Below are 23,144 nucleotides of genomic sequence, written 5' to 3'. Positions count from 1 at the left end.
TGATCGTTGAAAAATAAGTATGGAAAGGTGCTGTCGCGTGCGACGGCCAGGGGCAGGTCAGGAGGCGTCGCCGCCATCCTCGTCATGCCGTTCCAGCCCCTCTTCGCGGGCCCAGAAATAACGGTCCGGGATCAGCTTGCCCATGCCCAGCCGTTGCGCGGCGGTGACGGCGGCCAGGGTGAATTCCTGCGCCTCGGACACCGCTTCCGGCACGTCAAGGCCGTTGGCCAGCATCGCTGCGATCGCTGCCGACAGGGTGGTGCCGGCGCCGCTGAAAGAGCCCGAAACGCGCGGCCAGCTGTCTTGCCGCACCACGCCCGATTCATTGAACAGGGTGTTGCCGATTTCGGCCGCGGGCGTAGGCGTGCCGGTCACGAACAGGTATTCGCAGCCGAGTTCGATGATGCGCATGGCATCGAGGCTCATCATGTCTTCGGACGAAGGTTCGCGCCAGGTCTCTGCCAGGCGCGACAGTTCCACCGCCGATACCAGCATCACCGTGGTCTGCGGAACCAGCAGCTCGCGGATGGCGGTCAGCAGGTCTTCGCTGTCTTGCCCCTGATCTGGCATGGCCGATAAAAAAGGGTCTAGAATCAGCGGGATTTCAGGATAATCCGAGACGATCTCGGCGATCACCGAAACGCTTTCGATGCTGCCGACGGCGCCTACCTTGAAGGCGGACACCGGCATGTCTTCCAGCAGCACGCGCGCCTGGTCCGCCACCCAGTCAGCGTCGATCTGCTGGGTGTCTTCGATGCGGGCGGTGTCGCCGATCAGGATCGACGTGATGACGGACAGGCCGTGGCAGCCCATGGCCGAAAACGTGGCCAGGTCAGCCTGGATGCCGGCGGCGCCGACGGGGTCGGCAACGCCGAAGGTCAATATAAGTGGAGAAGTTTGGTTTTGCACGGCGGGTAGATTAAGATATCCGACTTTGCATTTTACTTGATTGAAGGATCACCGCTGTGAGCAATGACGAAACTACCAAAACTACCAAACCCGCAGAGTTCAAAACCTGGATGTGCCTGATTTGCGGCTGGGTCTATGACGAAGAGGCCGGTTTGCCGGAAGAAGGCATTGCTCCCGGCACCCGGTGGGACGATGTGCCGATGAACTGGACTTGCCCGGAATGCGGCGCGCGCAAGGAAGACTTTGAAATGGTTGCCATTTAAGCCAAATACCACATTTTCATTGCAGGAATATCAAGTTATTGTCTCAAGTTACAAAATAAATTGAACTTTATCGGCTGCCCTTCATAAACATTGTTCTAAGGAATGTCTTTCTTTGTTACAGTGACGCCGTAGATTTATTTGGATTGAATGAGACGATTTCATGACAACATCACTTGGCGGCGTCAACCTGAAGGTAATGGTCATTGACGATAGCAGCACAATCCGGCGTTCCGCGGAAATTTTCCTGAGCCAGGCTGGTTATCAGGTCGTACTTGCCGAAGATGGCTTCGATGCCTTGGCGAAAGTGAACGATCACAAGCCTGCGCTGATTTTCTGCGACATCCTGATGCCGCGCCTGGATGGTTACCAGACCTGCGCGCTGATCAAGAAGAGCGCTAAATTCCATGCTACGCCGGTGGTCATGCTGTCGTCGAAGGACGGCCTGTTTGACCGCGCACGCGGCGCCATGGTCGGTTCCGACGAATATCTCACCAAACCGTTTACCAAAGACAGTCTGCTGAAGGCGGTGCGCCAGCACACGCAGACAGCGGACGGTGCCATCCCGGTCATTGCATGATGCAGGCTGACTGATTTACATAATTTGAAGTACGAAGCAAATAAAGGTTGAACATGGCCATACAGAAGATTCTCATCGTCGACGACTCGCCAACCGAGCGTTATTTCCTGACCGATATCCTGGCGAAGGCCGGCTACTCGGTGTCGACTTCCGAAAACGGCGAAGGCATCCTCGACAAGATCAAGGCCGACAAGCCGCAGCTGATCCTGATGGATGTGGTGATGCCGGGCCAGAACGGCTTCCAGGTAACGCGCTCGATCACGCGCGACGACGACACCAAGGACATCCCCATCATCATCTGCAGCAGCAAGGGCCTGGAAACCGACCGTATCTGGGGCCTGCGCCAAGGTGCGCGCGACTACCTGGTGAAACCTATCGATCCGAAAGAACTGCTGGCGAAAATCGCTGCGCTTGGTTAATCGAGCGCCGGTTCCAACGTTGCTGAATTTAAGCCGAGTTTACGCGAAATGAGCGCCCAATCAATATGACCCAATCAAGCTCACATCTGACGGCAGAAACATCGCCCTCGTCGCTACCCGTCAACAAGGTCGCCCTTGACGCCGACTCGCGCCGCAGCCGGCTGCGTGAATTCCAGTCGCACTTGCTGGAACGGATGCAGGCTGCGCGCAGCGGCACCGAAGCGCAGGAAAGCCAGCTCGGCTTGCTGATCGGGCAGACCCGCTGGTTGCTGAATTTGCAAGAGGCGGGCGAGATCGTCGCGGTCGACCAGATCTCGCGGGTGCCGTTGACCCACGACTGGTACCTGGGACTGAGCAATGTGCGCGGCACGCTGATCAGCGTGATCGATTTTGCGCGTTTCCAGGGCCTTGGGGTGACGCAAATTGACAAGGAATGCCGGATTGTCGCTTTTGCACCATCGTTTTCGTTCAACAGCGGCTTGCTGGTTTCTCGCGTCCTGGGCTTGCGCAACGTCGCCCAGATGACCCTGCAAGCCCCGCAGTCACTGGACCAGGCAGGCGCCAAGCGCTATCTCGACAGCGACTCGCAGCTCTGGACCGAGCTGAGCATGGCCCAGATCTTGCACGACCCTCGTTTTTTACAAGTAGGTTTATGAGTCCCAGGTGCCGTTGCAATTGCAGCGGTATCCGGTGGCAGCGAATTTGCAATTAGGAGATTCTGTAATGGCATTCAAACTACCGTCTTTATCCAAGGCGGCCAAGGAAGAGCAGGGCGAAGCGGGCGATCGTTTCGTGCAGGAAGCATTGATGCATGATCCGGAGCAGACCGTCATGGAAGAGCGTTTCATGCCTGAACCGCCGCCTGCGGCGCTGCTGGCGCCGCTGCCGAAGCCGGCCGCCGCGCCGCAAGCGGCCCCTGCCCCGGCGTTTGCCGCCGCTCCTCAGGAAGCTGCCAAGGAACCCGCCGCTGCACCGTCCTTCACCAGTGCCGCCGCCAGCCTCGCCAGTCCTGACTCCTCGCCATTGCCGCTGATCGGCAAACTGCCGCAGCAAAAGCAGATCCGGCTGCTGGTGACCGTGCTGGTCGGCGCGTTGCTGCTGACCATCCTGTTCCTGTGGCTGAGCGCCAAGAGTTCAGCGATGAGCTCGACCCAGACCCAGATCGCCGGCGATGCGCTGATGCACTCGCAGCGTATCGGTAAGGCGACGCCGAATGCGATTCAGGGTAACCCTGAAGCGTTCAAGCAGCTGGCCGACAGCCGCAAGGAATTCAACCAGGACCTGGGCATCCTGCGCAAGGGCGGCGACTACAAGGGGCACGATATCGGCACCCCTAGCGCCACCATGGGTTCCAAGCTGGCCGAAGTCGACAAGGTCTGGTCGAATACCGACAAGGCTGCGGAGACCATCCTCAAGCTGCAAAAGGAATTGACCAGCTTCGGTGTGACGCTGCAAAAACTGAACGGCATCTCGCCCAACCTGCTCGATTTGTCAGAGCAGATCGCGACACTGAAAACCCAGACCGGCGCCACTCCGCGCGAAATCGCGGCTTCCTCGCAGCTGGTCATGCTGACCCAGCGTCTCGGCCGCAGCGCCAATGAATTCCTGACCTCCGAAGGTGTGAACCCGGAAACCGCGTTCTTGCTGGGCAAGGACACCAATACTTTCCGCGACATCGTCAGCGGCTTCCTGAACGGAAGCGATGTATTGCGCCTGCCGGCCAGCAAGAGCGAAGAAGAGCGCAGCAAGCTGACCGAACTGGAAAAGAGCTTTGCCGAGTACCAGGAATCGGTGGCATCGATCCTGGGCAACATGCAGAACTTCGTTTCGGCGAAACAATCGGAACAGCTGATCTTTACCGAGAACGAAAACCTCAAGCAACGCCTGGGCGCATTGCAAGATACCTATCGCGAGGCGCAGGACTCGCAAAGCATCTGGTTCTGGCTGATGCTGCTGGCTGCCTTGGTTACCCTGCTGGCAGCAGCGGGGATTGCCTGGGTCCAGGTGCAGGACGGACGTCACCGTACCCATGAAGCCGATGTGCGCCGGATGGAAGCGGAAGAACAGCGTCTGCAAGCGATCAAGCAGGAAGAAGATGCAAGTAACGCCAACGACCAGAACCAGGCCGCGATTTTGCGCCTGATGAATGAATTGCAGGAAGTGGCGGACGGTGACTTGACGGTGCAGGCGACGGTGTCGGAAGACATTACCGGCGCGATCGCCGACTCGGTGAACTATACGGTGGAAGAGTTGCGCGGGCTGGTAGGACGGGTTACCGCCACCGCCCAGCAGGTGACGATCGCATCGGACCAGGCGCAAAGCATTTCGATCGAACTGCTGGCAGCGTCGCAGCGGCAGTCGCGCGATATTCAGGAAACCACGCAAGCGGTCCTGGACATGGCGACCCAGATTACCGACGTTTCCAAATCGGCCAGCGAGTCGGCTGAAGTGGCGCGGCAGTCGGTTAGTGCGGCTGAAGAAGGCTCCAAGGCGGTGGAAAACGCGATCTCAGGCATGAATGAAATCCGCGAGCACATCCAGGAAACTTCCAAGCGCATCAAGCGGCTGGGTGAATCGTCGCAGGAAATTGGTGAAATCACCGAACTGATTTCCGACATTACCGAACAGACCAACGTGCTGGCGCTGAATGCGGCGATCCAGGCGGCTTCGGCAGGCGAAGCGGGCCGCGGCTTCTCGGTGGTGGCGGAAGAAGTCCAGCGCCTGGCGGAACGTTCCGGCGCGGCGACCAAGCAGATCGGCGCGCTGGTGCGCACCATTCAGACCGACACTCACGATGCGGTGGTGGCGATGGAGCGTTCGACGCAAGGGGTGGTCGAAGGAGCCAAGCTGTCAGATGCGGCCGGTGCGGCCTTGTCGGATATCCGGCGCGTTTCGAACCGCCTGGCGGAACTGATTCAAAGCATTTCTTCCACAACCGAGCAGCAGGCCAATTCGGCAAACGGCGTGGCTACCAACATTCAAAACATTCTTTCAGTGACTGAAAAAACACGGGAAGGTACACGACAGACGGCCTTGTCGATTCGTGAACTGTCCAAGCTGGCAGAAGATTTGAAGAGCTCGGTATCGCGTTTCCGCGTGACCAATTAATGTGTGGCACCGTGCTTGCTGCCCCGTTTGTTGTCATTGAACCGGGACCAGCAGGCACGGCATCCTTGCCCCGGGGCTTGCGCTGTTGTCGCGCGTGCCCGGGCAATGGATATGCATCGTGGTCGATTCCCTGGCCACTCCCTGAATCCATGAGGCAGTCATGACCACCGATTTTTCCAGCACCGCTGACTCTGCGCGGACGCACCTTGATACCGGACCGTTGTCATGGGTGATGAGCGAAATTCGCGAGGCGCTGAACCAGTCCGGCGCCGCCCTGGCCCAAGCCGGCGATGTTGCCAGCGACAATTACCTGACAGCTGTCCGCCACGCCAAGACCTACCTGCACCAGGCGCACGGCGCTTTGCAGATGGTCGATATCGACGGCGTCACCATCATCACCGAAACGGTTGAAGACATACTTGAACGCGCCGAGTCCGGCCATGCCGAACTGAGCGCGCAGCATGCGCAGGTTATCGGCAATGCCTACCAGGCGCTGATCGAATACCTGGACGAAGTGCTGGCCGGCGGCAGCCACCAGCCGGTCCGCCTGTTTCCGTATTACCAGGCGCTGCTGGAGATCCGCGGCGCTGAACGCATCCATCCGGCCGACCTGTTTTTCCCCGACCTGACGATTCGCCCCCATTTCCCTGCGGCAGAGCAAGCCGCGGCGGTCCAGGCCGACGTTTACCTGCCGTTGCGCAAGCGCTTCGAGCGCGCGCTGCTGCCGTTCCTGAAAAGCGCCGACAAGGCGATTGAACTGGAAAACGCCACCGCCATGCAAACGGTGGTGACTGAAGTCGAACAGATGCAGCGCAACCAGCAATCGCGCGCGTTCTGGTGGGTGATGCATGGCTTCGCCGAAGCGGTCGCCACCGACCAGGTATCGAACGAGCTCTACGTCAAGCAGCTGTTTGCCCGCATCAACCTGCAGCTGCGCCGCCTGAGCCAGGGTTCGTCGAGCATCTCGGAACGGCTGTTGCGCGACGCCTTGTTCTTTATCGCCGGCATCGAGCAGACTTCCAAGCTGGCGACCCAGATCCGTGTCGCCTATCGCCTCAACGGCCTGGTGCCGGCCGACTACAGCACGCGCCACTACGGCCAGATCAGCCTGGATGCCTTGAGCGCCGCCAAGGACCGCCTGGCGCAGGCCAAGAACATGTGGGACCGCCTGGCCAGCGGCGACGCCAGCCCGGCGTCTGCCTTCGAACAGGAAATGCATGGCTTGAGCGAAGCCGGCAGCCGGCTGAACGCGCCGTCGCTGTCGAAGCTGCTGCGCGAACTCAACGGCATTGCCCGCCATGCTGCGCATTCGCGGCCGGGCGATGCGATCTGCATGGAAATCGCCACCAGCCTGCTGTTTATCGAAAACACGCTGAACCACATCAGCCGCCTGCCGGAGAATTTTTCCGAGCGCGCGGATGCAATGACGGCGCGCCTGCTGTCGGTCGTGTCCGGCGAGACGCTGGGCAAGCCGGCGCAATGGATCGACGATATCTACCGCGAGGCGCAGCAGCGCCAGACGGTCAAGATGCTGGCTTCTGAAATGCTGTCCAGCCTGCGCCAGGTCGAAAAGATGCTGGACGAATTCTTCAACGATCCGGAGCGGCGCGAAGTGCTGGCCCAGATCGAGCAGGTATTGCACCAGATCCAGGGCGCGCTGGCGATCCAGGAGCAGAGCGACGCCATGCGCGTGGTCGAACATACGCGCAGCACCCTGCAGCGCTTTGCCGCCGAAGGCAGCGACGTGGTGCCGGAGCAGAAAGAATTCGAGCGGATTGCGCAAAACATCGGCGCGCTCAGCTTCTTTATCGAAACGCTGCAGCACCAGTCGGATACCCAGAACAATCATTTCACTTTTGACGAAGAAGCGGGCGTGTTCCGCATCAACCTGCTGGAACGGCGCGCCGTGGTCGCCGCTCCGCAGCCTGATCCGATAGTGCCGTCGTCTGCATCCGACAATCAAACGCCGGCCGCCGCAGGCGACAGCTTGCCGTCCTTGCCTGAGCTGGCGACGGTGGAAGACGAGCTGCTGCAGCACCAGCAGGAATCGGCGGAACTGGCGCTGTCCTTGACCGCGCAGCCGCATGACCCGGAATTGCAGGAACGGCTGAAAGAGTCGCTGGTGCAGATGCGGGTCGATGCCGCCTTGAGCGACAATCCCGAAGCTACCGACCGCGCCCAGGCAGCCATCGACATCCTCGATCATCCGGATTTTTCAGCATCCCAGCAGTCGCTGGCGGAAATCGTCACCACCATCGTGCCGCTGCACACGGCAGAAGCCGCGGCGCCGGTAGCGCCGGCAGCAGTCAGCGACGAGGAGGCTGACGCCGAACTGCGTGAGATTTTTTTGTCCGAGGCGGACGAGGTCCTGACGAACGCCAGGCAGACCCTGCCGCAACTGCATCTGCACGACGCCCCGCATAAGCAAGAACCCTTGACAGTACTGCGCCGCGCATTCCATACCCTCAAGGGCAGCGGCCGCATGATCGGCTTGAACGCTTTCGGCGAAGCAGCCTGGAGCATTGAACAGGTATTGAACCTGTGGCTGTCGGAATCGCGTGCTGTGAGCGCCGACCTGAACGCCTTGCTGGACCATGCCGTGACCCAGCTGGACGGCTGGGTAAAGGAAATCCAGCAGCATGGGCATTCGCAACGGACGCCTGACGCATTGGCCGAGATCGCCGCGCGGGTGCGTGACGGCGGACCATTTGCCGATCCTGCAGCTGTTGCGGTGGTTGAGCCGGAGGAGCTGCTGGAATTCAGCGATCTGCTTGAGTTGCCGGCGCAGGCCGAAGAAATCCAGCTGAGCGACGACGCCCTGGCCTTGTTTACCGCCGCGTCGCAGCCTGCGGCTATAGCAGAAGCCGGCTTGCCGGAAATCCAGTTCGAGGCGCAGGCGGAAGCCGTTGCGGAACCCGCGGCTATCGAAACAGCGCCGGCGGCAGCGACGGCCAGTGCGGAAGTGATCGCCTTTCCTGGCATGCAGGAAATCCGCCATGACGACAGCACCAAGCAGATCGGCGACCTGACCATCAGCCTGCCGCTCTACAATATCTACCTGGCCGAGACTGACCAGCTGGTGCGTCACCTGTCGCACGATTTCGCCGAATGGCGGCATGAGCCGGAACGGCCGGTCATGACGCAGTCGGTCCATGCCGCCCACTCGCTGGCAGGCAGTTCCGCCACGGTAGGTTTCAAGCCTTTGCAGGAAGTGGCGCATGCGCTCGAGATGGCATTGCAGCGGATGGCGCTGCAGCCGAGCAGCTTGCACGGAACCGACTACGACACGCTCCAGTTTGGCGTCGAGCGGATCAAATGGATGCTGCAGCAGTTCTCGCAAGGCGACATGCCGTATTACGAGCCGGCCTTGGTCAGCAGCCTGGATAGTTTGTGGCAGGGCCAGGAATCGCGCGGCGTGGAAACGTTGCCGGAAACCGTCGGCGAGACGATAGCCGCTGTCCACGTAGCGCCGCCGCAAGCGGTTGCAGAGATAACCGAGCCAGTGGCCGAGAGCCATCTCCACGTGGTCCCTGCGATCATTGAAGAAACATGCGCAAGCGTCCCGGCTGATGCAGGCGATATGCAGCCGATAGCGGCGGCCCCGGCCGTAGCCGTGCAGCAGTTGTTTGAACCGGCGAAGGAAGAGATCGATCCGTCGCTGGTGGTGCGGGATGAACTGGATCCTGACTTGCTGCCGATATTCCTGGAAGAGGGCAGCGACATGCTGCCGCAAATCGGCAGCGCCCTGCGCAGCTGGCAGCAAAGCCCTGCCGACGTCAAGCCGTCGCAAGCGATCCTGCGTCATTTGCATACCATCAAGGGCAGCGCCCGCATGGCCGGCGCGATGGTGCTGGGCCAGCACATGCATGAGATGGAAAGCCATATCGAAGTGATCCTGCAAACGGGCAGCTCTTCGCGGCACACCATCGACGAATTGCTGGCGCATTATGACCGCGGCGTGCAGATGTTCGAGAACCTGCGCAATCCACAGGCGCAGCAGCCGGTCGTAGCCGCCGCGCCTGCGCCGGAAGCGCACGATCCTGTCAACCTGCCGAGCGTGATGCCGTCGCTGGCCGCTGGCGTGGCGCCGGTGCCCGCGGTTACCAGCGCCACCGGCCTGGTGTCGCAGGTGCGCGTCAACGCCGAAGTGCTGGACCGGCTGGTTAACCAGGCCGGTGAAGTGTCGATCACACGTTCGCGGCTGGAATCCGGCATCGGCACCTTGCAGATGTCCTTGTCGGAACTGACCGAAAACGTCGACCGCCTGCGCGGGCAGTTGCGGGAAATCGAAATCCAGGCGGAAGCGCAGATCAGCTCGCGCATGACGCTGGCCGGCGAACGCGAATTCGACCCGCTTGAATTCGACCGCTTCACCCGGCTGCAGGAACTGACCCGGATGATGGCCGAGAGCGTCAATGACGTCGCCTCGCTGCAAAAGAACCTGACCAGTACGGTAGACGGCGCCAACGCCGACTTGCTGACCCAGCGCCGCCTGACGCGTGACCTGCAGCAGGACCTGATGCATGTGCGCATGGTGCAGTTTGCCAGCATCGCCGAGCGCTTGTACCGGCTCACGCGCCAGGTCGCCAAGGAGCTGGACAAGCGGGTCAACCTCGACATCCGCGGCAGCAACGTGGAAATCGACCGCAGCGTGCTGGAAAAAATGATCGCCCCGTTCGAGCATTTGCTGCGTAACGCGATCGTGCACGGCATCGAATCGCGCGAAGCGCGGCGCGCTGCCGGCAAGAACGAAACCGGCGAGTTGAAGATTGAAATCCGCCAGGACGGCAATGAAATCCTGATCCAGCTGTCGGATGACGGCCAAGGCTTGAACCTGCAGCGCATCCGCGACAAGGCGCGCATGATCGGCTTGCTGGAAAGCGACGAGCAGATATCCGACCTGGAAACCACCGACCTGATTTTCCGTCCCGGCTTTTCCACCGCCGCAGACGTCACCGAACTGGCCGGCCGCGGCGTCGGCATGGACGTGGTGCGCTCTGAGGCAGCATCGCTGGGCGGCCGTGTCTCTGTCAGCAGCGATCCTGGCCAGGGCACGCATTTCACGATCCACCTGCCGTTGACGCTGGCAGTGACCCAGGTGGTGCTGCTGACCACGGGCGGCAGCACGTATGCGGTGCCGTCGGCGCTGGTCGAACAGGTGCAGCAATTGAAGGCGAAGGCGCTGGCCGCCGCTTATAACGATGGTTCGCTGATCTGGCAAGGCCATAAAGTGCCGCTGCAATATCTGTCTACCTTGCTGGGCGATATCGACATGGTGCCGGTGGCGCAGCAATATTCGCCGATCATCATCCTGCGCAGCGGCAACGACCGGGTAGCGATACACGTCGATGAAATCGTCGGCAACCGAGAAGTCGTGGTCAAGAACATCGGCCCGCAGCTGTCGCGGATGATCGGGATTGCCGGTGCAACCGTGCTGGGTTCGGGCGATATCGTGCTGATCTTGAATCCGGTGCCGCTGGCAATGCGTTTTTCGCACGAATTGCGGGCGCCGCGGCAATCGCACCTGGCGACCCACGAAACGCTGGGCGCGGTAGCGGAGATGAGCGTCGGCGCCGAATCCGGCACGCCGCATACGGCCCAGGCAGTGCAGGGCTTGCGCAGCCAGAGCGTGGTGATGGTGGTCGACGATTCGCTGACCGTGCGCCGGGTTACCCAGCGCCTGCTGTCGCGCGAAGGTTACCAGGTGGTGCTGGCGAAAGACGGCGTCGATGCGCTGGAGCAGCTGCAGGCGATTACGCCGGACGTGATGCTGGTGGATATTGAAATGCCGCGTATGGATGGTTTCGATCTGAGCCGCAACATCCGCAATGACGACCGCACACGCCATATCCCCATCATCATGATTACGTCGCGTACGGCGGCCAAGCACCGCAGCTATGCAATGGAGCTGGGCGTCAACGAGTACCTGGGCAAGCCGTACCAGGAAGATGAGCTGATCAGCACCATCAAGTCGTTCATCAACAAAGAAGTCAACACTCTGCAATAACCTTTCATGCGCGTGTGCGGAAGATGTATTTTTCGCACACGCGCATGGATTTCTCTTACTCCGCACTCATTTTTTTACCGCCTCGTAGCGCAGCAAGGTTGCCTTACGTGCTTCGTCATGCTGCACCAGCGGTAGCGGGTAATCCCGTCCCAGCTTGATTCCGGCCCGTTCCAGTTCCCGCGCGGGCGCCAGCCATGGCGCATGGATGTGTTTGCTGTCGAGCGCTGACAGTTGCGGCAGGTAGCGGCGGATGAACTTGCCATCGGGATCGAATTTCCCGGATTGGGTAAGCGGATTGAAAATGCGGAAATAGGGTTGCGCATCGCAACCCGACGACGCAGCCCATTGCCAGCCGCCGTTATTGGCGGCGAGATCGAAGTCGTTCAGGCGCTCGGCAAAGTAGCGTTCCCCCCAACGCCAGTCGATGCCGAGATCCTTGATCAGGAAGGAGGCAGCCACCATGCGCAGGCGATTGTGCATATAGCCGCTCTGATTGAGTTGCAGCATGGCGGCATCCACCAGCGGATAACCGGTGCGGCCGTCGCACCAGGCCTGGAACAGGCTGTGTGCGCGTTCGCCGCTTTCCCATTGGATGGCGTCATAGCCTGGCTTGAAGGCGGCCATTGCCACGTGCGGATGATGATGCAGGATCATGAAATAAAAATCGCGCCAGATCAATTCCGACAGCCATATTGCCGCACCTCCTGCGGCGGCGCCTTGGTGCAAGGTCTGATACGCCGTGCGGGCCAGCGTACGAATCGAGATAGTGCCAAAGCGCAGGTGTATTGAAAGATACGATGGTCCCTTGGCGGCCGGGAAATCGCGGCTCTGGCCGTACTGCCCGATACGTTCCGTGAAATCCTCCAGCAGGGCGGCGGCGCCAGCCATGCCTGGCGCGATCTTCAGTTCTCGCAGGTTGGTTCTCTTGAATCCCAGCGCGGCCAGGCTGGGGATTGTTTCAGGAGGAGAGGAGGACGGCGAGGCCAGGCGCGCCGCATATTTTTCTACCTGGTAGGGTTTCAAGAAAGAAGAGCCATCGGCCACTGCCAGTTTTTTCATCCAGGCGTTCTTGTAGGGCGTGAACACGGAGAACGGCTGGCCTGCCATGGTCAGTATTTCGTCGCGCTCAAAAATCACCTGGTCCTTATAGCTGTGCCAGACCCGGCCATCGGCAGCCAGCAATGCGGCGACATCGGCATCGCGCTGCCGCGCCCGCGGCTCATAGTCGTGGTTGCTGAACACGGCGTTGACGCCAAGCTGCTTTGCCAGCGCAGGAACGACATCGCCGGCGGCGCCGTGGCGCACCAGCAGTCCGCCGCCCAGTTTGCGCAATTCGAGGTCGAGCTCGATCACGCTGCCGTGGATGAACTCAACCCGGCGGTCGGCGCTCAGGCCGGCATCCAGCAATGGCTGCAGGATATCGGTGTCGAACACGAACACGCAGAACACCGCCGCGCTGGTTTTCAGGGCGTGGTGCAGGGCAGCGTGATCGGACACGCGCAAATCGCGGCGAAACCAGACCAGGGATTTCTCGAATTTCAGCATGCAGGCGCGATGGAGATGAAAAATGAATGATTGTGAGGCAACGCCGAGGCGGCTTGCGGCGACTTTACCCGACATGCGACACTATTCAAAGCGGCTTTAGCGTATTCAAAACTGATAAAATGCGGTCCATGGCCAAGCTAGATACAACTCCGGACGATTCTCCCGCGCGCAAGGGCGGCGCGAAGGCTGGTGCTGATTCCCCTCCTTTGAATCTGACAAATCATTTCCTTATTGCAATGCCTTCCATGCTGGATCCCGTTTTCGGCGGGACCGTGGTGTATTTGTGTGAACATAATGCCAACGGCGCACTAGGCGTGGTGATCAACAAGCCGACCGACATGACCATGCAGGTATTGTTCGACCGCATCGACCTCAAGCTTGAAATCAGCCCTGGACTGGGTTTCGACGACCCGATCGCCGACCGGCCCGTCATGTTTGGCGGCCCGGTCCAGGTTGAGCGCGGTTTTGTGCTGCATGCGCCGATCAAGAATTATTCGTCCACCTTGAAAGTGACGGACCAGATCGCCATGACCACCTCCAAGGACGTGCTGGAAGAAGTGGCGCATGGCAGCGGCCCGCAGCGCATCCTGGTCAGCCTCGGCTGTTCCGGCTGGAGTGCCGGCCAGCTGGAAAGCGAGATTGTCCACAACGGCTGGCTGACTGTCGCCGCCGACCCCGCCATCATTTTTGAATTGCCGATTGCCGAGCGGTTTGCCGCCGCGGTGAACCTGCTGGGGATTTCGCCGTACATGCTGACCGGGGAATCCGGGCGTGCGTGAGTTGCCGAAAGATCTGTGCGGGAGCCTGGCATGGCTGGCGTGACGGATATCGCCGGCACCGTGCTGGGATTCGATTTCGGCCTGAAACGCATCGGCGTGGCGGTCGGCAACACCGTGCTGAAGCAGGCGCAGCCGTTGCAGGTCATCAGCGCAGCCACCAACGACGGCAAGTTTGCCGAAATCTCGGCCCTGGTCAAAGAGTGGCAGCCGGTGCTGTGCGTGGTGGGCCTGCCCCTGCATCCGGACGGCGCAACGCACGAGATGAGCGTCCGTTGCCAGCGTTTTGCCAACCAGCTGCACGGCCGCTACGATGTCGCCACGGTGCTGGTCGATGAACGCTATTCGTCAGCGGTGATCAAGCAGCAGCGGGGAGATGTGATCGACGACCAGGCTGCCGCGATCATCCTGCAGCAGTATTTTGACGGTTTGCCTGACGATTTATCTGTATGACCTTGACTTAGCGGTGAAGATGCAATGACTACAACCACTCCCCAATTCGATGCTGAAGCGCTGTACCAGGTGCTTGAGGCAAAAGTAAAGGCAGCCCTGGCGCAAGCCGACAATGTCGCTGTCATCGGCATCTACTCTGGCGGCGCCTGGATCGCCGAACGCCTGGTCACGGCCTTGCGCCTGAATCCGGCTGAGCGTCTTGGCTTTATCGATGTCTCGTTCTACCGCGACGACTTTTCCGAAAAGGGATTGCGCGCCGACATCAAGCCGACCCAGATCCCGTTCGACGTCGACGACGCCACCATCCTGCTGGTGGACGACGTGCTTTACACCGGCCGCACCACGCGTGCGGCGATCAACGAATTGTTCGACTACGGCCGTCCCAAGAAAATCATGCTGGCGGCGCTGATCGACCGTGGCGAGCGCGACTTGCCGGTAGCCGCCGATTTCATCGCCGATGCGGTGACGCTGCAGCCGGGCCAGTCCTTACAACTTCAACGCGCCGACGACGGCAGCTTCACTTTAATCATCCAATCCAATGCTTAATCCCCAACTCAATAAAAACGGCGAACTGCAACATCTGTTGACGATCGAGGGACTGCCGACTTCCGTCGTCACGCATATCCTGGACACCGCTTCTTCCTTTGTCGGCGTCAGCGACCGCGATGTCAAGAAAGTGCCGCTGATGCGCGGCAAAAGCGTGTTCAACCTGTTCTTTGAGAACTCCACGCGCACCCGCACCACTTTCGAAATCGCCTCCAAGCGCTTGTCGGCCGACGTCATCAACCTGAATATTTCCGCCTCCAGCGCCAGCAAGGGCGAATCGCTGCTGGACACCATCGACAACCTGTCGGCCATGCACGCCGACATGTTCGTGGTGCGCCACGCGCAGTCCGGCGCTCCGTACCTGATCGCCAAGCACCTGACCGATACCCGGCAGCATCACGTCCATGTGGTGAACGCCGGCGACGGCCGCCATGCCCATCCGACCCAGGGTTTGCTGGACATGTACACGATCCGCCACTACAAGAAAGACTTCAGCAACCTGACGGTGGCGATCGTCGGCGACATCCTGCACAGCCGCGTGGCGCGTTCGGACATCCATGGACTGACTACCCTGGGCGTGCCGGAAGTGCGCGCCATCGGCCCCCGCACTTTGCTGCCCAGCGGCCTGGAGCAGATGGGCGTGCGCGTCTTCACCGACATGAACGAAGGCTTGAAAGGGGTCGATGTGATCATCATGCTGCGCCTGCAGAACGAGCGCATGAGCGGCGCCTTGCTGCCGTCGGCGCAGGAATTCTTCAAGAGCTACGGCCTGACGCCGGAGCGCCTGGCGCTGGCCAAGCCGGATGCGATCGTGATGCATCCGGGGCCGATGAACCGCGGCGTGGAAATCGACTCGGCGGTTGCCGACGGCGCGCAGGCGGTGATCCTGCCGCAGGTGACATTCGGCATCGCGGTGCGGATGGCGGTCATGAGCATCCTGGCCGGGAACTGAAGCTGCACCGTCCCGAGCCTTAATCCAGATAATAATCATTTATAGAATCGCCACGACATTTACAGATGAAACTCCACATCAAAAACGGCCGCCTGATTGACCCGGCAAACAATATCGATGCCCAGCAAGACCTGTTCATCGCCGCCGGCAAGATCATCGGCGTCGGCAGCGCGCCGGCCGATTTCACCGCCAACAAGACGATAGACGCCAGCGGCCTGGTGGTGGCGCCGGGCCTGGTCGACCTGAGCGTACGCCTGCGCGAGCCGGGCTACGAATACAAGGCAACGCTGGAATCGGAAATGCAGGCAGCCATGCAGGGCGGCGTCACCAGCCTGGTATGTCCGCCGGATACCGATCCGGTGCTCGATGAGCCGGGCCTGGTGGAGATGCTGAAGCATCGCGCCAAGAGCCTGAACCAGGCGCATGTCTATCCTCTGGGCGCCCTGACGGTCGGCCTCAAAGGCAAGGAACTGACCGAGATGGCCGAGCTGACCGACGCCGGCTGCATCGGCTTCGCCCAGGCGGAAGAGCCGATCCTGGACACCACCGTCCTGCTGCGCGCCATGCAGTACGCGCGCACCTTCGGCTATACCGTCTGGCTGCGGCCGCAAGACCCTTACCTGGGGCATGGCGGCATCGCGCATAGCGGCGCAGTCGCTTCGCGGCTCGGCCTGTCGGGTGTGCCGACCATGGCGGAAACGATTCGCCTGCAGACCATTTTCGAACTGGTGCGCGAGACCGGCGCCCGCGTGCATTTGTGCCGCATTTCATCGGCGCCGGGACTGGAACTGATCCGCGCCGCCAAGAAAGAAGGCTTGCCGATCACCTGCGACGTCGGCGCCCATCACATCCACATGACCGACGTCGATATCGGCTTCTTCGATTCCAACGCCAGGATGACGCCGCCGTTCCGCTCGCAGCGCGACCGCGATGCGATCCGCCAGGCGCTGCTGGATGGCACGGTCGACGCCATCTGCTCGGACCACACGCCGGTCGACGACGATGAAAAACTGCTGCCGTTCGGCGAAGCAACACCCGGCGCCACCGGCCTCGAACTGCTGTTGTCGCTGGCCCTGAAGTGGGCCGAAGAATGCGTGGCGCCAGGGCAGCAAAGGGTCAGCCGCGCGCTGGCGAAAATCACCACCGACGCCGCCGGCGTGGCCGGCCTGGCTGCCGGCCGGCTGACAGTCGGCAGCGTCGCCGATATCTGCCTCTTCGATCCCGCCGTGCGCTGGACAGTGGAAGCCAAGGAATTGGCCAGCCAGGGCAAGCACACGCCATTCCTCGGGTATGAGCTGTGCGGACGCGTGAAAACCACGATTGTGGCCGGCCATATAGCATTTGAACGCGCATGAAGCAGCTGTGGTTCGCCTTGCGCCTGGCGCGCGTGCTGCTGCACCTGCTGGTCGGCCTGTGGACTTGCGCCACGGTGTTTCCCCTGACCGACAACGCTGGACGGCAGCGGCGCATACGGCTGTGGTCGATCCGGCTGCTGGCGATCTGCCGGGTCCAGGTCACGCTGCGTAGTCCGCAGGACAGTGCGGCGGCAGCGCGCGCCTTGATCGTTGCCAACCATGTTTCGTGGCTGGATATTTTTGTCATCAACTCGATCCAGACCTGCCAGTTCGTGGCCAAGTCGGATATCCGCGACTGGCCCTTGATCGGCTGGCTGTGCGAAAAGGGCGGCACGATTTTTATCGCACGCGGCAAGCAGCGCGATGTCCGGCGCATATTCCAGGGGCTGGTGACGAGTATCGAAGCAGGCGCGCGGGTTGCCTTCTTCCCTGAGGGGACCACGGCGGCGCAGGGCTCTCTCCTGCCTTTCCACGCCAACCTGTTCGAAGCCGCGCTCGACGCCAAGGTGCCGGTGCAGCCGTATGCCTTGCGCTACCTGGATGAACACGGAGCACTGCATCCGGCCGCGGATTTTATCGGCGACATGACGTTTGCCGAAAGCATGCTGGCGATCCTGAAAGCCTCGTCGATGAGAGCTGAGCTGATCCAGCTGGCGCCTATCGATACGACCGGATCGCATCGCCGCGACCTGGCCGTCCTCGCACGTACTGCGATTGCCGAAGCATTGGAGATCACGGAAAAAGAAGGGGTCGCCTAGACAGGGTCGCCTAGACGGGGTAGAAACCTGACTTTTATCCCGGCCGTTGCGCTTGCGGGCAGCTGACCTGAAACAGCCGCCGGTCGGCCAGCCGTACCGCGGTAAGCTTGCCGCCCCACACGCAGCCGGTATCCAGTCCAATCAGGTTCGGCCTGAGCACCAGCCCCAAGGTCGACCAATGGCCGTACACCACGGTCACGTCCTGGGTCTGCCGCTGCGGCACATCGAACCAGGGCAGGTAGCCGGGCATGGATATGCCGGTGCTTTCCTTGGCCGCCAGCTCCATGGTTCCGTCTTCGGTGCAAAACCGCAATCGCGTCAAGGCGTTGACGATGCAGCGCAAGCGTTCGTTGCCGTGCAGCGCGTCGTCCCAGTGCAATGGCTGGTTGCCATACATTTCGCGCAAAAAGCCGACCCAATGCGGGCCGCGCAGCACAGCCTCGACTTCTTGCGCCAGCGCTACCGTCTTGGCGGCGGACCATTGCGGCAGCACGCCGGCGTGTAAAAACAGATGGTCTTGTTCCTGTAGCGCCAGTGGCCGCTGCCTGAGCCAGTCAAGCAGTTCATCGCGATCGGGCGCGTCGAGGATTTCCTGCAGCGTGTCGCCCTTGTGCAGTTTGCGGATGCCGTGCGCGGCCGCCAGCAGATGCAGGTCGTGGTTGCCGAGCAGGGCCTGGGCGCGATCGCCGAGGGAACGGATCAGCCTGAGCGTCGCCAGCGATTGCGGACCGCGGTTGACCAGGTCGCCGACGAAAATCAGGCGTGCATCCGGGGTGGCGGCGTCGATGCGCGCCAGCAGGTTCAGCAGGCTTTGGTGGCAACCTTGCAGATCGCCGACGGCGTATAGGGTAGGACTGATAGATGTCATATTTTGCAGCGATGGCAGCAATGGAGTCCGCCATTGTAGATCGCTAGCCGGTTTTTCAGATACCTATTGCGGTTTGGACGCCAAGAGCAGCACGGGATGGGCAACGTGGCACTTCCAAGGTTTGTTGTGGTCTGAAGCTTACTATTTAATGTCCAGTGTTGTTGAGTTGTTATTTCGCAACAATTTGTTACATTGCTTACTGCTCTGTACTTGGTCAAATGCGGGGAAATGATATTTAGGTAACTTATATTCCTTGCGAATAGTGGATAATTCCAGGTTACGCACGAATTTGGTGATTTCGAAGAAATGCGGGGTATCCGCTGAATGTGGCGCAAGTCTTCAGAACTCAATTTTTAGGATATATACATGATATTTATTACTGGTGGAGCGGGCTTTATCGGTTCCAATTTCGTACTCGACTGGCTGGCGCAAAATGACGAGCCGGTGATTAACTTCGATAAGCTGACTTACGCCGGAAATATCAATAACCTGGCGAGCGTTCGCCAGGATCCACGCCATGTCTTTGTGCAGGGCGATATCGGCGATACTGCGCAAGTCGCCGCTCTCTTGGCGCAATACAAGCCTCGCGCGATTGTCCATTTTGCGGCGGAAAGCCATGTCGACCGCTCGATCCACGGACCGGCGGCGTTCGTGGAAACCAATGTCAACGGCACGTTTGGCCTGCTGGAGGCTGCCCGTTCTTACTGGAGCGCCTTGCCCGATGCGGAAAAGGCAGGATTCCGCTTCCTGCATGTGTCGACCGACGAAGTCTATGGCACCCTGGGCCCCGACGACGCGCCGTTTACCGAAAACACACAGTACGCGCCCAACAGTCCCTACTCGGCATCGAAAGCGGCTTCCGATCACCTGGTCCGGTCTTACCACCACACCTACGGCTTGCCGACGCTGACCACCAATTGCTCCAACAACTATGGTTCCTACCATTTCCCGGAAAAACTGATTCCGTTGATTATCACCAATGCCCGCGCCGGCAAGCCATTGCCGATATACGGCGACGGCCAGCAAGTGCGCGACTGGCTTTATGTAAGCGATCACTGCGCAGCAATTCGCCGCGTGCTGGAAGCAGGCAAGCCAGGCGAGGTATACAACATCGGCGGCTGGAATGAAAAAGCCAACCTGGACGTGGTTCATACCCTGTGCGACATCCTGGATGAACTCGATCCGAAGGCGGCCGGCAGCTATCGCGACCAGATTACCTACGTTACCGACCGTCCCGGCCACGACCGCCGCTATGCCATCGACGCGCGCAAGATCGAACGCGAACTGGGCTGGAAACCGGTGGAAACCTTTGACACGGGCATCCGCAAGACGGTCCGGTGGTACCTGGCCAACCAGGATTGGGTAAAGGATGTCCAGTCCGGTGATTATTTGAAATGGGTTGAAAAGAATTACGAGCAACGCCGAGGTTCCGAAGGGACTGCCTGATGACAACGCCAATTTCTCCAAGCCGTAAAGGAATTATTCTTGCGGGAGGTTCCGGCACGCGCCTGTATCCGGTAACCATGTCGATCTCCAAGCAATTGTTGCCGGTGTACGACAAGCCGATGATCTACTACCCGCTGACTACGCTGATGCTGGCGGGCATAAGGGAGATCCTGATCATTTCGACGCCGCAGGATACGCCTCGCTTCAAAGAGCTGCTGGGCGACGGGCGGCAGTGGGGCATCGAACTGAGCTATGCGGTGCAGCCGACGCCGGACGGCTTGGCGCAGGCATTCATCATCGGCCGGGATTTTGTCGGCGATGCATCCTCGGCCCTGATCCTGGGCGACAACATCTATTACGGCCACGATTTTGAAAGCCAGCTGAGCGAAGCCTCGGCGCGCACGGAAGGCTCTACCGTATTTGCCTATCATGTGCACGATCCGGAGCGCTATGGCGTGGTTGAATTCGATGACCAGCGCCGTGCCGTCAGCATTGAAGAAAAGCCCCTGAAGCCAAAATCCAATTACGCCGTAACCGGCCTGTATTTTTATGATCGCGAGGTATGCGACATCGCAGCAGGCATCAAGCCGTCGCCACGCGGAGAGCTGGAGATTACCGACGTCAATCGGGTCTACCTGGAGCGGCAACGCCTGAATGTCGAGCTGATGGGGCGCGGCATGGCATGGCTCGATACCGGGACCCATGAATCGTTGCTGGAAGCGGGGCAGTTCATCGCGACCATCGAAAATCGCCAGGGGCTGAAAGTCGCCTGCCCGGAAGAAATCGCATACCGCAAAGGCTATATCAATGCCGAACAACTTGACGCGCTAGCGCAGCCGCTGAAGAAAAACGGCTATGGCCAGTACCTGATGCGTTTATTGACAGATAAGGTGTATTAACGATGCAAATACAAGCCACGAGTATTCCCGACGTGTTGATTTTCGAGCCTAAGGTATTTGGCGATGACAGGGGATTTTTCTACGAAAGCTTCAACGAACGCCGTTTCACAGAATTGAGCGGCGTAAGCAGCAGCTTTGTCCAGGACAATCATTCCAAGTCCGCACGGAATGTGCTGCGCGGCTTGCATTACCAGATCCAGCAGCCGCAGGGAAAGCTGGTGCGCGTGGTTGCCGGAGAAGTGTTTGACGTTGCAGTCGATATCAGGAAAAACTCCGCCACGTTCGGCAAATGGGTGGGTGTTGTCTTGTCCGCGGAAAACAAGCGGCAATTGTGGGTGCCGCCCGGCTTTGCCCATGGTTTCGTGGTTACCAGCGAATCCGCCGAATTCCTGTATAAAACCACCGATTACTGGGCGCCGGAACATGAGCGCTGCATCCTCTGGAACGACCCTGCGATCGGCATCGACTGGCCGCTGCAAGGGGAGCCTTTGTTGTCGGGCAAGGACCAGGTCGGTAAATTGCTTGCGGATGCCGAGGTTTTTGCATGAGGATACTGCTTACCGGGAAAACCGGTCAGGTCGGCCACGAGCTGGAACGCAGCCTGCGCGGCTTGGGTGAAATCATTGCGCTGGACCGCAGCCAGATGGACCTGTCGGATCTCGACCAGGTGCGCGATGTCGTGCGCACCGTCAAGCCGGCGCTGATCATCAATCCGGCCGCCTACACGGCGGTGGACAAGGCTGAGAGCGAACCGGAGCTGGCGATGCGCATCAACGGCGAAGCACCGGGTGTCATGGCGGAAGAAGCCGGGAAAATCGGCGCTGCGATGATTCATTATTCGACCGACTATGTCTTCGATGGCAGTAAAGACCGGCCATACCTGGAAACCGATCCTACCTGTCCGGTCAACGTCTATGGAAGCACCAAGCTGGCCGGCGAGCAGGCAATCCAGGCAGCAGGTATTCCACATCTGATTTTTCGCACCAGCTGGGTGTACGGCATGTACGGCAAGAATTTCTTGCTGACGATGATGCGCCTGGCGCAGGAGCGGGACGAATTGCGGATTGTGGCCGACCAGCACGGTTCGCCGACATGGAGCGGCACGATTGCCGACAGCACCGCAGCGGTCGTCGCCAAAAGCATCCAGGCGCCAGATGCAATTGACTGGTTGCGGCAGCACGCGGGAATCTATCACCTGACATGCCAGGGGCAAACCACATGGCATGGTTTCACGCAGGCGATCGTGGCAGCCACAATGACTGGCAAGAAACCGGTTCTGACACCGATTGCTACGCAAGACTATCCGTTGCCGGCCAAGCGCCCGGCGTACTCGGTGATGTCTGGAGAAAAATTTATCCGTAATTTTTCAGATTTGCCAAGTTGGGAAAGTGCTTTAGCATCCTGCCTTCAAAAAAAGACAGGGTCGGATAATCTATGAACCCGCATGCAATCCAGCCAGCTTCTTTGCAATCGCTTGCCAAGAGCGTGTGGCATAACCGCCAGCTTATTTTCCAGATGGCGCGGCGCGAGGTCGTGGGCCGCTACAAAGGGTCCGTACTGGGACTGGCGTGGTCGTTCTTCAATCCAGTCTTCATGTTGAGCGTATATACGTTCGTTTTTTCGGAAATATTCAAATCTCGCTGGGCCGGCTCCGGCGAAAGCAAAACCCAGTTTGCCGTGCTGCTGTTTGTCGGCATGATTGTGCAGGGTTTGTTTTCCGAGGTGCTCAACCGTGCTCCAAGCCTGATTGTTTCCAATGTCAATTACGTAAAGAAGGTTGTATTTCCAATCGAAATACTGCCGATAGTCGCGATGGGCGCAGCGCTGTTCCACAGCCTGATCAGCCTGAGCGTGCTGCTGGTTGCCTTTGCGATTTTCAACGGCTACCTGCAATGGACGGCGGTGTTTGCGCCTCTTGTATTGTTACCGCTGATTATCCTGATTGTCGGTTTTGCCTGGATGCTGGCGTCTTTGGGAGTGTTCCTGCGCGATGTCGGCCAGACCATCACCATTATCACGACCGTGCTGATGTTCCTCTCTCCGGTCTTTTATCCGGTGAGCGCCGTGCCGGAACGATTCCGCGTATGGATCATGGCTAATCCTTTGACGTTCATCATCGAACAAGCTCGAGAAGTGCTCATCTGGGGACATTTCCCGGACTGGACCGGCCTGGGTATCTATACGCTTGCTGCTGTAGCCGTCGCGTGGGCAGGGTATGCCTGGTTCCAGAAGACCAAGAAGGGTTTTGCCGATGTCCTCTAAA

At 59.9% G+C, this 23,144-nt stretch carries 20 protein-coding genes; 17 read left to right on the top strand and 3 right to left on the bottom strand.

Features of this window, described 5'->3' with window-relative positions; all coding sequences use genetic code 11:
• Positions 1 to 57: 57 nt before the first annotated feature.
• On the bottom strand, positions 58 to 909 hold the full coding sequence (gene thiD, locus AC07RZ_RS18985; RefSeq protein ID WP_144742161.1) for a hydroxymethylpyrimidine/phosphomethylpyrimidine kinase: 852 nt from the start codon (positions 907 to 909) through the stop codon (positions 58 to 60).
• Between the two features lie 110 nt (positions 910 to 1,019).
• Between thiD and AC07RZ_RS18980 the strand changes: the two genes are divergently transcribed.
• The 6 genes from AC07RZ_RS18980 (at position 1,020) to AC07RZ_RS18955 (ending at position 11,283) form a co-directional block, all read left to right on the top strand.
• A complete protein-coding gene (locus AC07RZ_RS18980) occupies positions 1,020 to 1,172 on the top strand; it encodes a rubredoxin (RefSeq protein WP_061536974.1) in 153 nt (50 codons plus the stop codon).
• Positions 1,173 to 1,332: 160 nt separating this feature from the next.
• Positions 1,333 to 1,749, top strand: coding sequence for a response regulator (locus AC07RZ_RS18975; protein ID WP_092396696.1), 417 nt, complete (start codon positions 1,333 to 1,335; stop codon positions 1,747 to 1,749).
• Positions 1,750 to 1,802: 53 nt separating this feature from the next.
• A complete protein-coding gene (locus AC07RZ_RS18970) occupies positions 1,803 to 2,168 on the top strand; it encodes a response regulator (protein WP_038485766.1) in 366 nt (121 codons plus the stop codon).
• Positions 2,169 to 2,233: 65 nt separating this feature from the next.
• The gene (locus tag AC07RZ_RS18965; protein WP_494669124.1) at positions 2,234 to 2,824 is read left to right on the top strand and encodes a chemotaxis protein CheW; all 591 of its coding nucleotides are present in this window, start codon (positions 2,234 to 2,236) and stop codon (positions 2,822 to 2,824) included.
• A gap of 67 nt (positions 2,825 to 2,891) precedes the next feature.
• Entirely contained in the window at positions 2,892 to 5,276 is a 2,385-nt protein-coding gene (locus AC07RZ_RS18960; protein WP_494669123.1) for a methyl-accepting chemotaxis protein, read from the top strand.
• A gap of 160 nt (positions 5,277 to 5,436) precedes the next feature.
• The gene (locus AC07RZ_RS18955) at positions 5,437 to 11,283 is read left to right on the top strand and encodes a hybrid sensor histidine kinase/response regulator (RefSeq protein ID WP_494669122.1); all 5,847 of its coding nucleotides are present in this window, start codon (positions 5,437 to 5,439) and stop codon (positions 11,281 to 11,283) included.
• 66 nt (positions 11,284 to 11,349) lie between these two features.
• Here the strand turns inward: AC07RZ_RS18955 and AC07RZ_RS18950 are convergent, their stop codons facing one another.
• Positions 11,350 to 12,828, bottom strand: a complete 1,479-nt coding sequence (locus AC07RZ_RS18950; protein ID WP_494669121.1) for a cryptochrome/photolyase family protein — start codon at positions 12,826 to 12,828, stop codon at positions 11,350 to 11,352.
• A 53-nt stretch (positions 12,829 to 12,881) separates the two neighbouring features.
• Between AC07RZ_RS18950 and AC07RZ_RS18945 the strand changes: the two genes are divergently transcribed.
• The 6 genes from AC07RZ_RS18945 to AC07RZ_RS18920 all read left to right on the top strand — a co-directional run bounded on the left by AC07RZ_RS18945 (position 12,882) and on the right by AC07RZ_RS18920 (position 17,668).
• Positions 12,882 to 13,607 carry a YqgE/AlgH family protein gene (locus tag AC07RZ_RS18945; protein WP_144742215.1) on the top strand — a complete coding sequence of 242 codons (726 nt, stop codon included), beginning with the start codon at positions 12,882 to 12,884 and terminating at the stop codon, positions 13,605 to 13,607.
• Between the two features lie 30 nt (positions 13,608 to 13,637).
• Positions 13,638 to 14,057: a Holliday junction resolvase RuvX gene (gene ruvX, locus AC07RZ_RS18940; protein ID WP_092396704.1), complete on the top strand. Its 420-nt coding sequence runs from the start codon at positions 13,638 to 13,640 to the stop codon at positions 14,055 to 14,057.
• A gap of 24 nt (positions 14,058 to 14,081) precedes the next feature.
• Positions 14,082 to 14,603: a bifunctional pyr operon transcriptional regulator/uracil phosphoribosyltransferase PyrR gene (gene pyrR / locus AC07RZ_RS18935; RefSeq protein WP_494669120.1), complete on the top strand. Its 522-nt coding sequence runs from the start codon at positions 14,082 to 14,084 to the stop codon at positions 14,601 to 14,603.
• Positions 14,596 to 15,555, top strand: coding sequence for an aspartate carbamoyltransferase catalytic subunit (locus tag AC07RZ_RS18930; RefSeq protein WP_014004791.1), 960 nt, complete (start codon positions 14,596 to 14,598; stop codon positions 15,553 to 15,555). The genes pyrR and AC07RZ_RS18930 overlap by 8 nt, the downstream gene beginning before the upstream one ends.
• Before the next feature lie 65 nt (positions 15,556 to 15,620).
• Complete coding sequence (locus AC07RZ_RS18925; protein ID WP_494669119.1) at positions 15,621 to 16,910, top strand: dihydroorotase; 1,290 nt, start codon at positions 15,621 to 15,623, stop codon at positions 16,908 to 16,910.
• Positions 16,907 to 17,668 carry a lysophospholipid acyltransferase family protein gene (locus AC07RZ_RS18920; RefSeq protein WP_494669118.1) on the top strand — a complete coding sequence of 254 codons (762 nt, stop codon included), beginning with the start codon at positions 16,907 to 16,909 and terminating at the stop codon, positions 17,666 to 17,668. Before AC07RZ_RS18925 ends, AC07RZ_RS18920 begins: the two co-directional genes overlap by 4 nt.
• Before the next feature lie 34 nt (positions 17,669 to 17,702).
• Here the strand turns inward: AC07RZ_RS18920 and AC07RZ_RS18915 are convergent, their stop codons facing one another.
• Positions 17,703 to 18,536, bottom strand: a complete 834-nt coding sequence (locus tag AC07RZ_RS18915) for a symmetrical bis(5'-nucleosyl)-tetraphosphatase (protein ID WP_494669117.1) — start codon at positions 18,534 to 18,536, stop codon at positions 17,703 to 17,705.
• Between the two features lie 366 nt (positions 18,537 to 18,902).
• Here AC07RZ_RS18915 and rfbB point away from each other — a divergent pair, with 366 nt between their 5' ends.
• Genes rfbB through AC07RZ_RS18890 form a run of 5 tightly spaced genes read left to right on the top strand, consistent with a single transcriptional unit; the run spans position 18,903 to position 23,143 of the window.
• Positions 18,903 to 19,982 carry a dTDP-glucose 4,6-dehydratase gene (gene rfbB, locus AC07RZ_RS18910; protein ID WP_494669116.1) on the top strand — a complete coding sequence of 360 codons (1,080 nt, stop codon included), beginning with the start codon at positions 18,903 to 18,905 and terminating at the stop codon, positions 19,980 to 19,982.
• Positions 19,982 to 20,881, top strand: a complete 900-nt coding sequence (gene rfbA, locus AC07RZ_RS18905; RefSeq protein ID WP_494669115.1) for a glucose-1-phosphate thymidylyltransferase RfbA — start codon at positions 19,982 to 19,984, stop codon at positions 20,879 to 20,881. Before rfbB ends, rfbA begins: the two co-directional genes overlap by 1 nt.
• 2 nt (positions 20,882 to 20,883) lie before the next feature.
• Positions 20,884 to 21,429 carry a dTDP-4-dehydrorhamnose 3,5-epimerase gene (rfbC, locus tag AC07RZ_RS18900; protein ID WP_494669114.1) on the top strand — a complete coding sequence of 182 codons (546 nt, stop codon included), beginning with the start codon at positions 20,884 to 20,886 and terminating at the stop codon, positions 21,427 to 21,429.
• A complete protein-coding gene (gene rfbD, locus AC07RZ_RS18895; protein ID WP_494669113.1) occupies positions 21,426 to 22,319 on the top strand; it encodes a dTDP-4-dehydrorhamnose reductase in 894 nt (297 codons plus the stop codon). The genes rfbC and rfbD overlap by 4 nt, the downstream gene beginning before the upstream one ends.
• A complete protein-coding gene (locus tag AC07RZ_RS18890; protein WP_494669112.1) occupies positions 22,316 to 23,143 on the top strand; it encodes an ABC transporter permease in 828 nt (275 codons plus the stop codon). Before rfbD ends, AC07RZ_RS18890 begins: the two co-directional genes overlap by 4 nt.
• Position 23,144: the final 1 nt, after the last annotated feature.

This window comes from Collimonas sp. GW821-FHT07E08 (assembly GCF_059418905.1).
Note: the sequence above shows the minus strand (reverse complement) of the source record. Positions and strands in the feature narration are given on the sequence as shown.

Coding starts and splice junctions, on each gene's coding strand:
- AC07RZ_RS18970 (WP_038485766.1), top strand. CDS start 1,803: ATGGCCATACAGAAGATTCTCATCGTCGACGACTCGCCAACCGAGCGT.
- AC07RZ_RS18955 (WP_494669122.1), top strand. CDS start 5,437: ATGACCACCGATTTTTCCAGCACCGCTGACTCTGCGCGGACGCACCTT.
- AC07RZ_RS18925 (WP_494669119.1), top strand. CDS start 15,621: ATGAAACTCCACATCAAAAACGGCCGCCTGATTGACCCGGCAAACAAT.
- rfbC (WP_494669114.1), top strand. CDS start 20,884: ATGCAAATACAAGCCACGAGTATTCCCGACGTGTTGATTTTCGAGCCT.
- AC07RZ_RS18915 (WP_494669117.1), bottom strand. CDS start 18,536: ATGACATCTATCAGTCCTACCCTATACGCCGTCGGCGATCTGCAAGGT.
- AC07RZ_RS18950 (WP_494669121.1), bottom strand. CDS start 12,828: ATGCTGAAATTCGAGAAATCCCTGGTCTGGTTTCGCCGCGATTTGCGC.
- rfbB (WP_494669116.1), top strand. CDS start 18,903: ATGATATTTATTACTGGTGGAGCGGGCTTTATCGGTTCCAATTTCGTA.
- AC07RZ_RS18920 (WP_494669118.1), top strand. CDS start 16,907: ATGAAGCAGCTGTGGTTCGCCTTGCGCCTGGCGCGCGTGCTGCTGCAC.
- AC07RZ_RS18930 (WP_014004791.1), top strand. CDS start 14,596: ATGCTTAATCCCCAACTCAATAAAAACGGCGAACTGCAACATCTGTTG.
- rfbD (WP_494669113.1), top strand. CDS start 21,426: ATGAGGATACTGCTTACCGGGAAAACCGGTCAGGTCGGCCACGAGCTG.
- AC07RZ_RS18965 (WP_494669124.1), top strand. CDS start 2,234: ATGACCCAATCAAGCTCACATCTGACGGCAGAAACATCGCCCTCGTCG.
- ruvX (WP_092396704.1), top strand. CDS start 13,638: ATGGCTGGCGTGACGGATATCGCCGGCACCGTGCTGGGATTCGATTTC.
- pyrR (WP_494669120.1), top strand. CDS start 14,082: ATGACTACAACCACTCCCCAATTCGATGCTGAAGCGCTGTACCAGGTG.
- AC07RZ_RS18980 (WP_061536974.1), top strand. CDS start 1,020: ATGTGCCTGATTTGCGGCTGGGTCTATGACGAAGAGGCCGGTTTGCCG.
- AC07RZ_RS18890 (WP_494669112.1), top strand. CDS start 22,316: ATGAACCCGCATGCAATCCAGCCAGCTTCTTTGCAATCGCTTGCCAAG.
- AC07RZ_RS18960 (WP_494669123.1), top strand. CDS start 2,892: ATGGCATTCAAACTACCGTCTTTATCCAAGGCGGCCAAGGAAGAGCAG.
- rfbA (WP_494669115.1), top strand. CDS start 19,982: ATGACAACGCCAATTTCTCCAAGCCGTAAAGGAATTATTCTTGCGGGA.
- AC07RZ_RS18975 (WP_092396696.1), top strand. CDS start 1,333: ATGACAACATCACTTGGCGGCGTCAACCTGAAGGTAATGGTCATTGAC.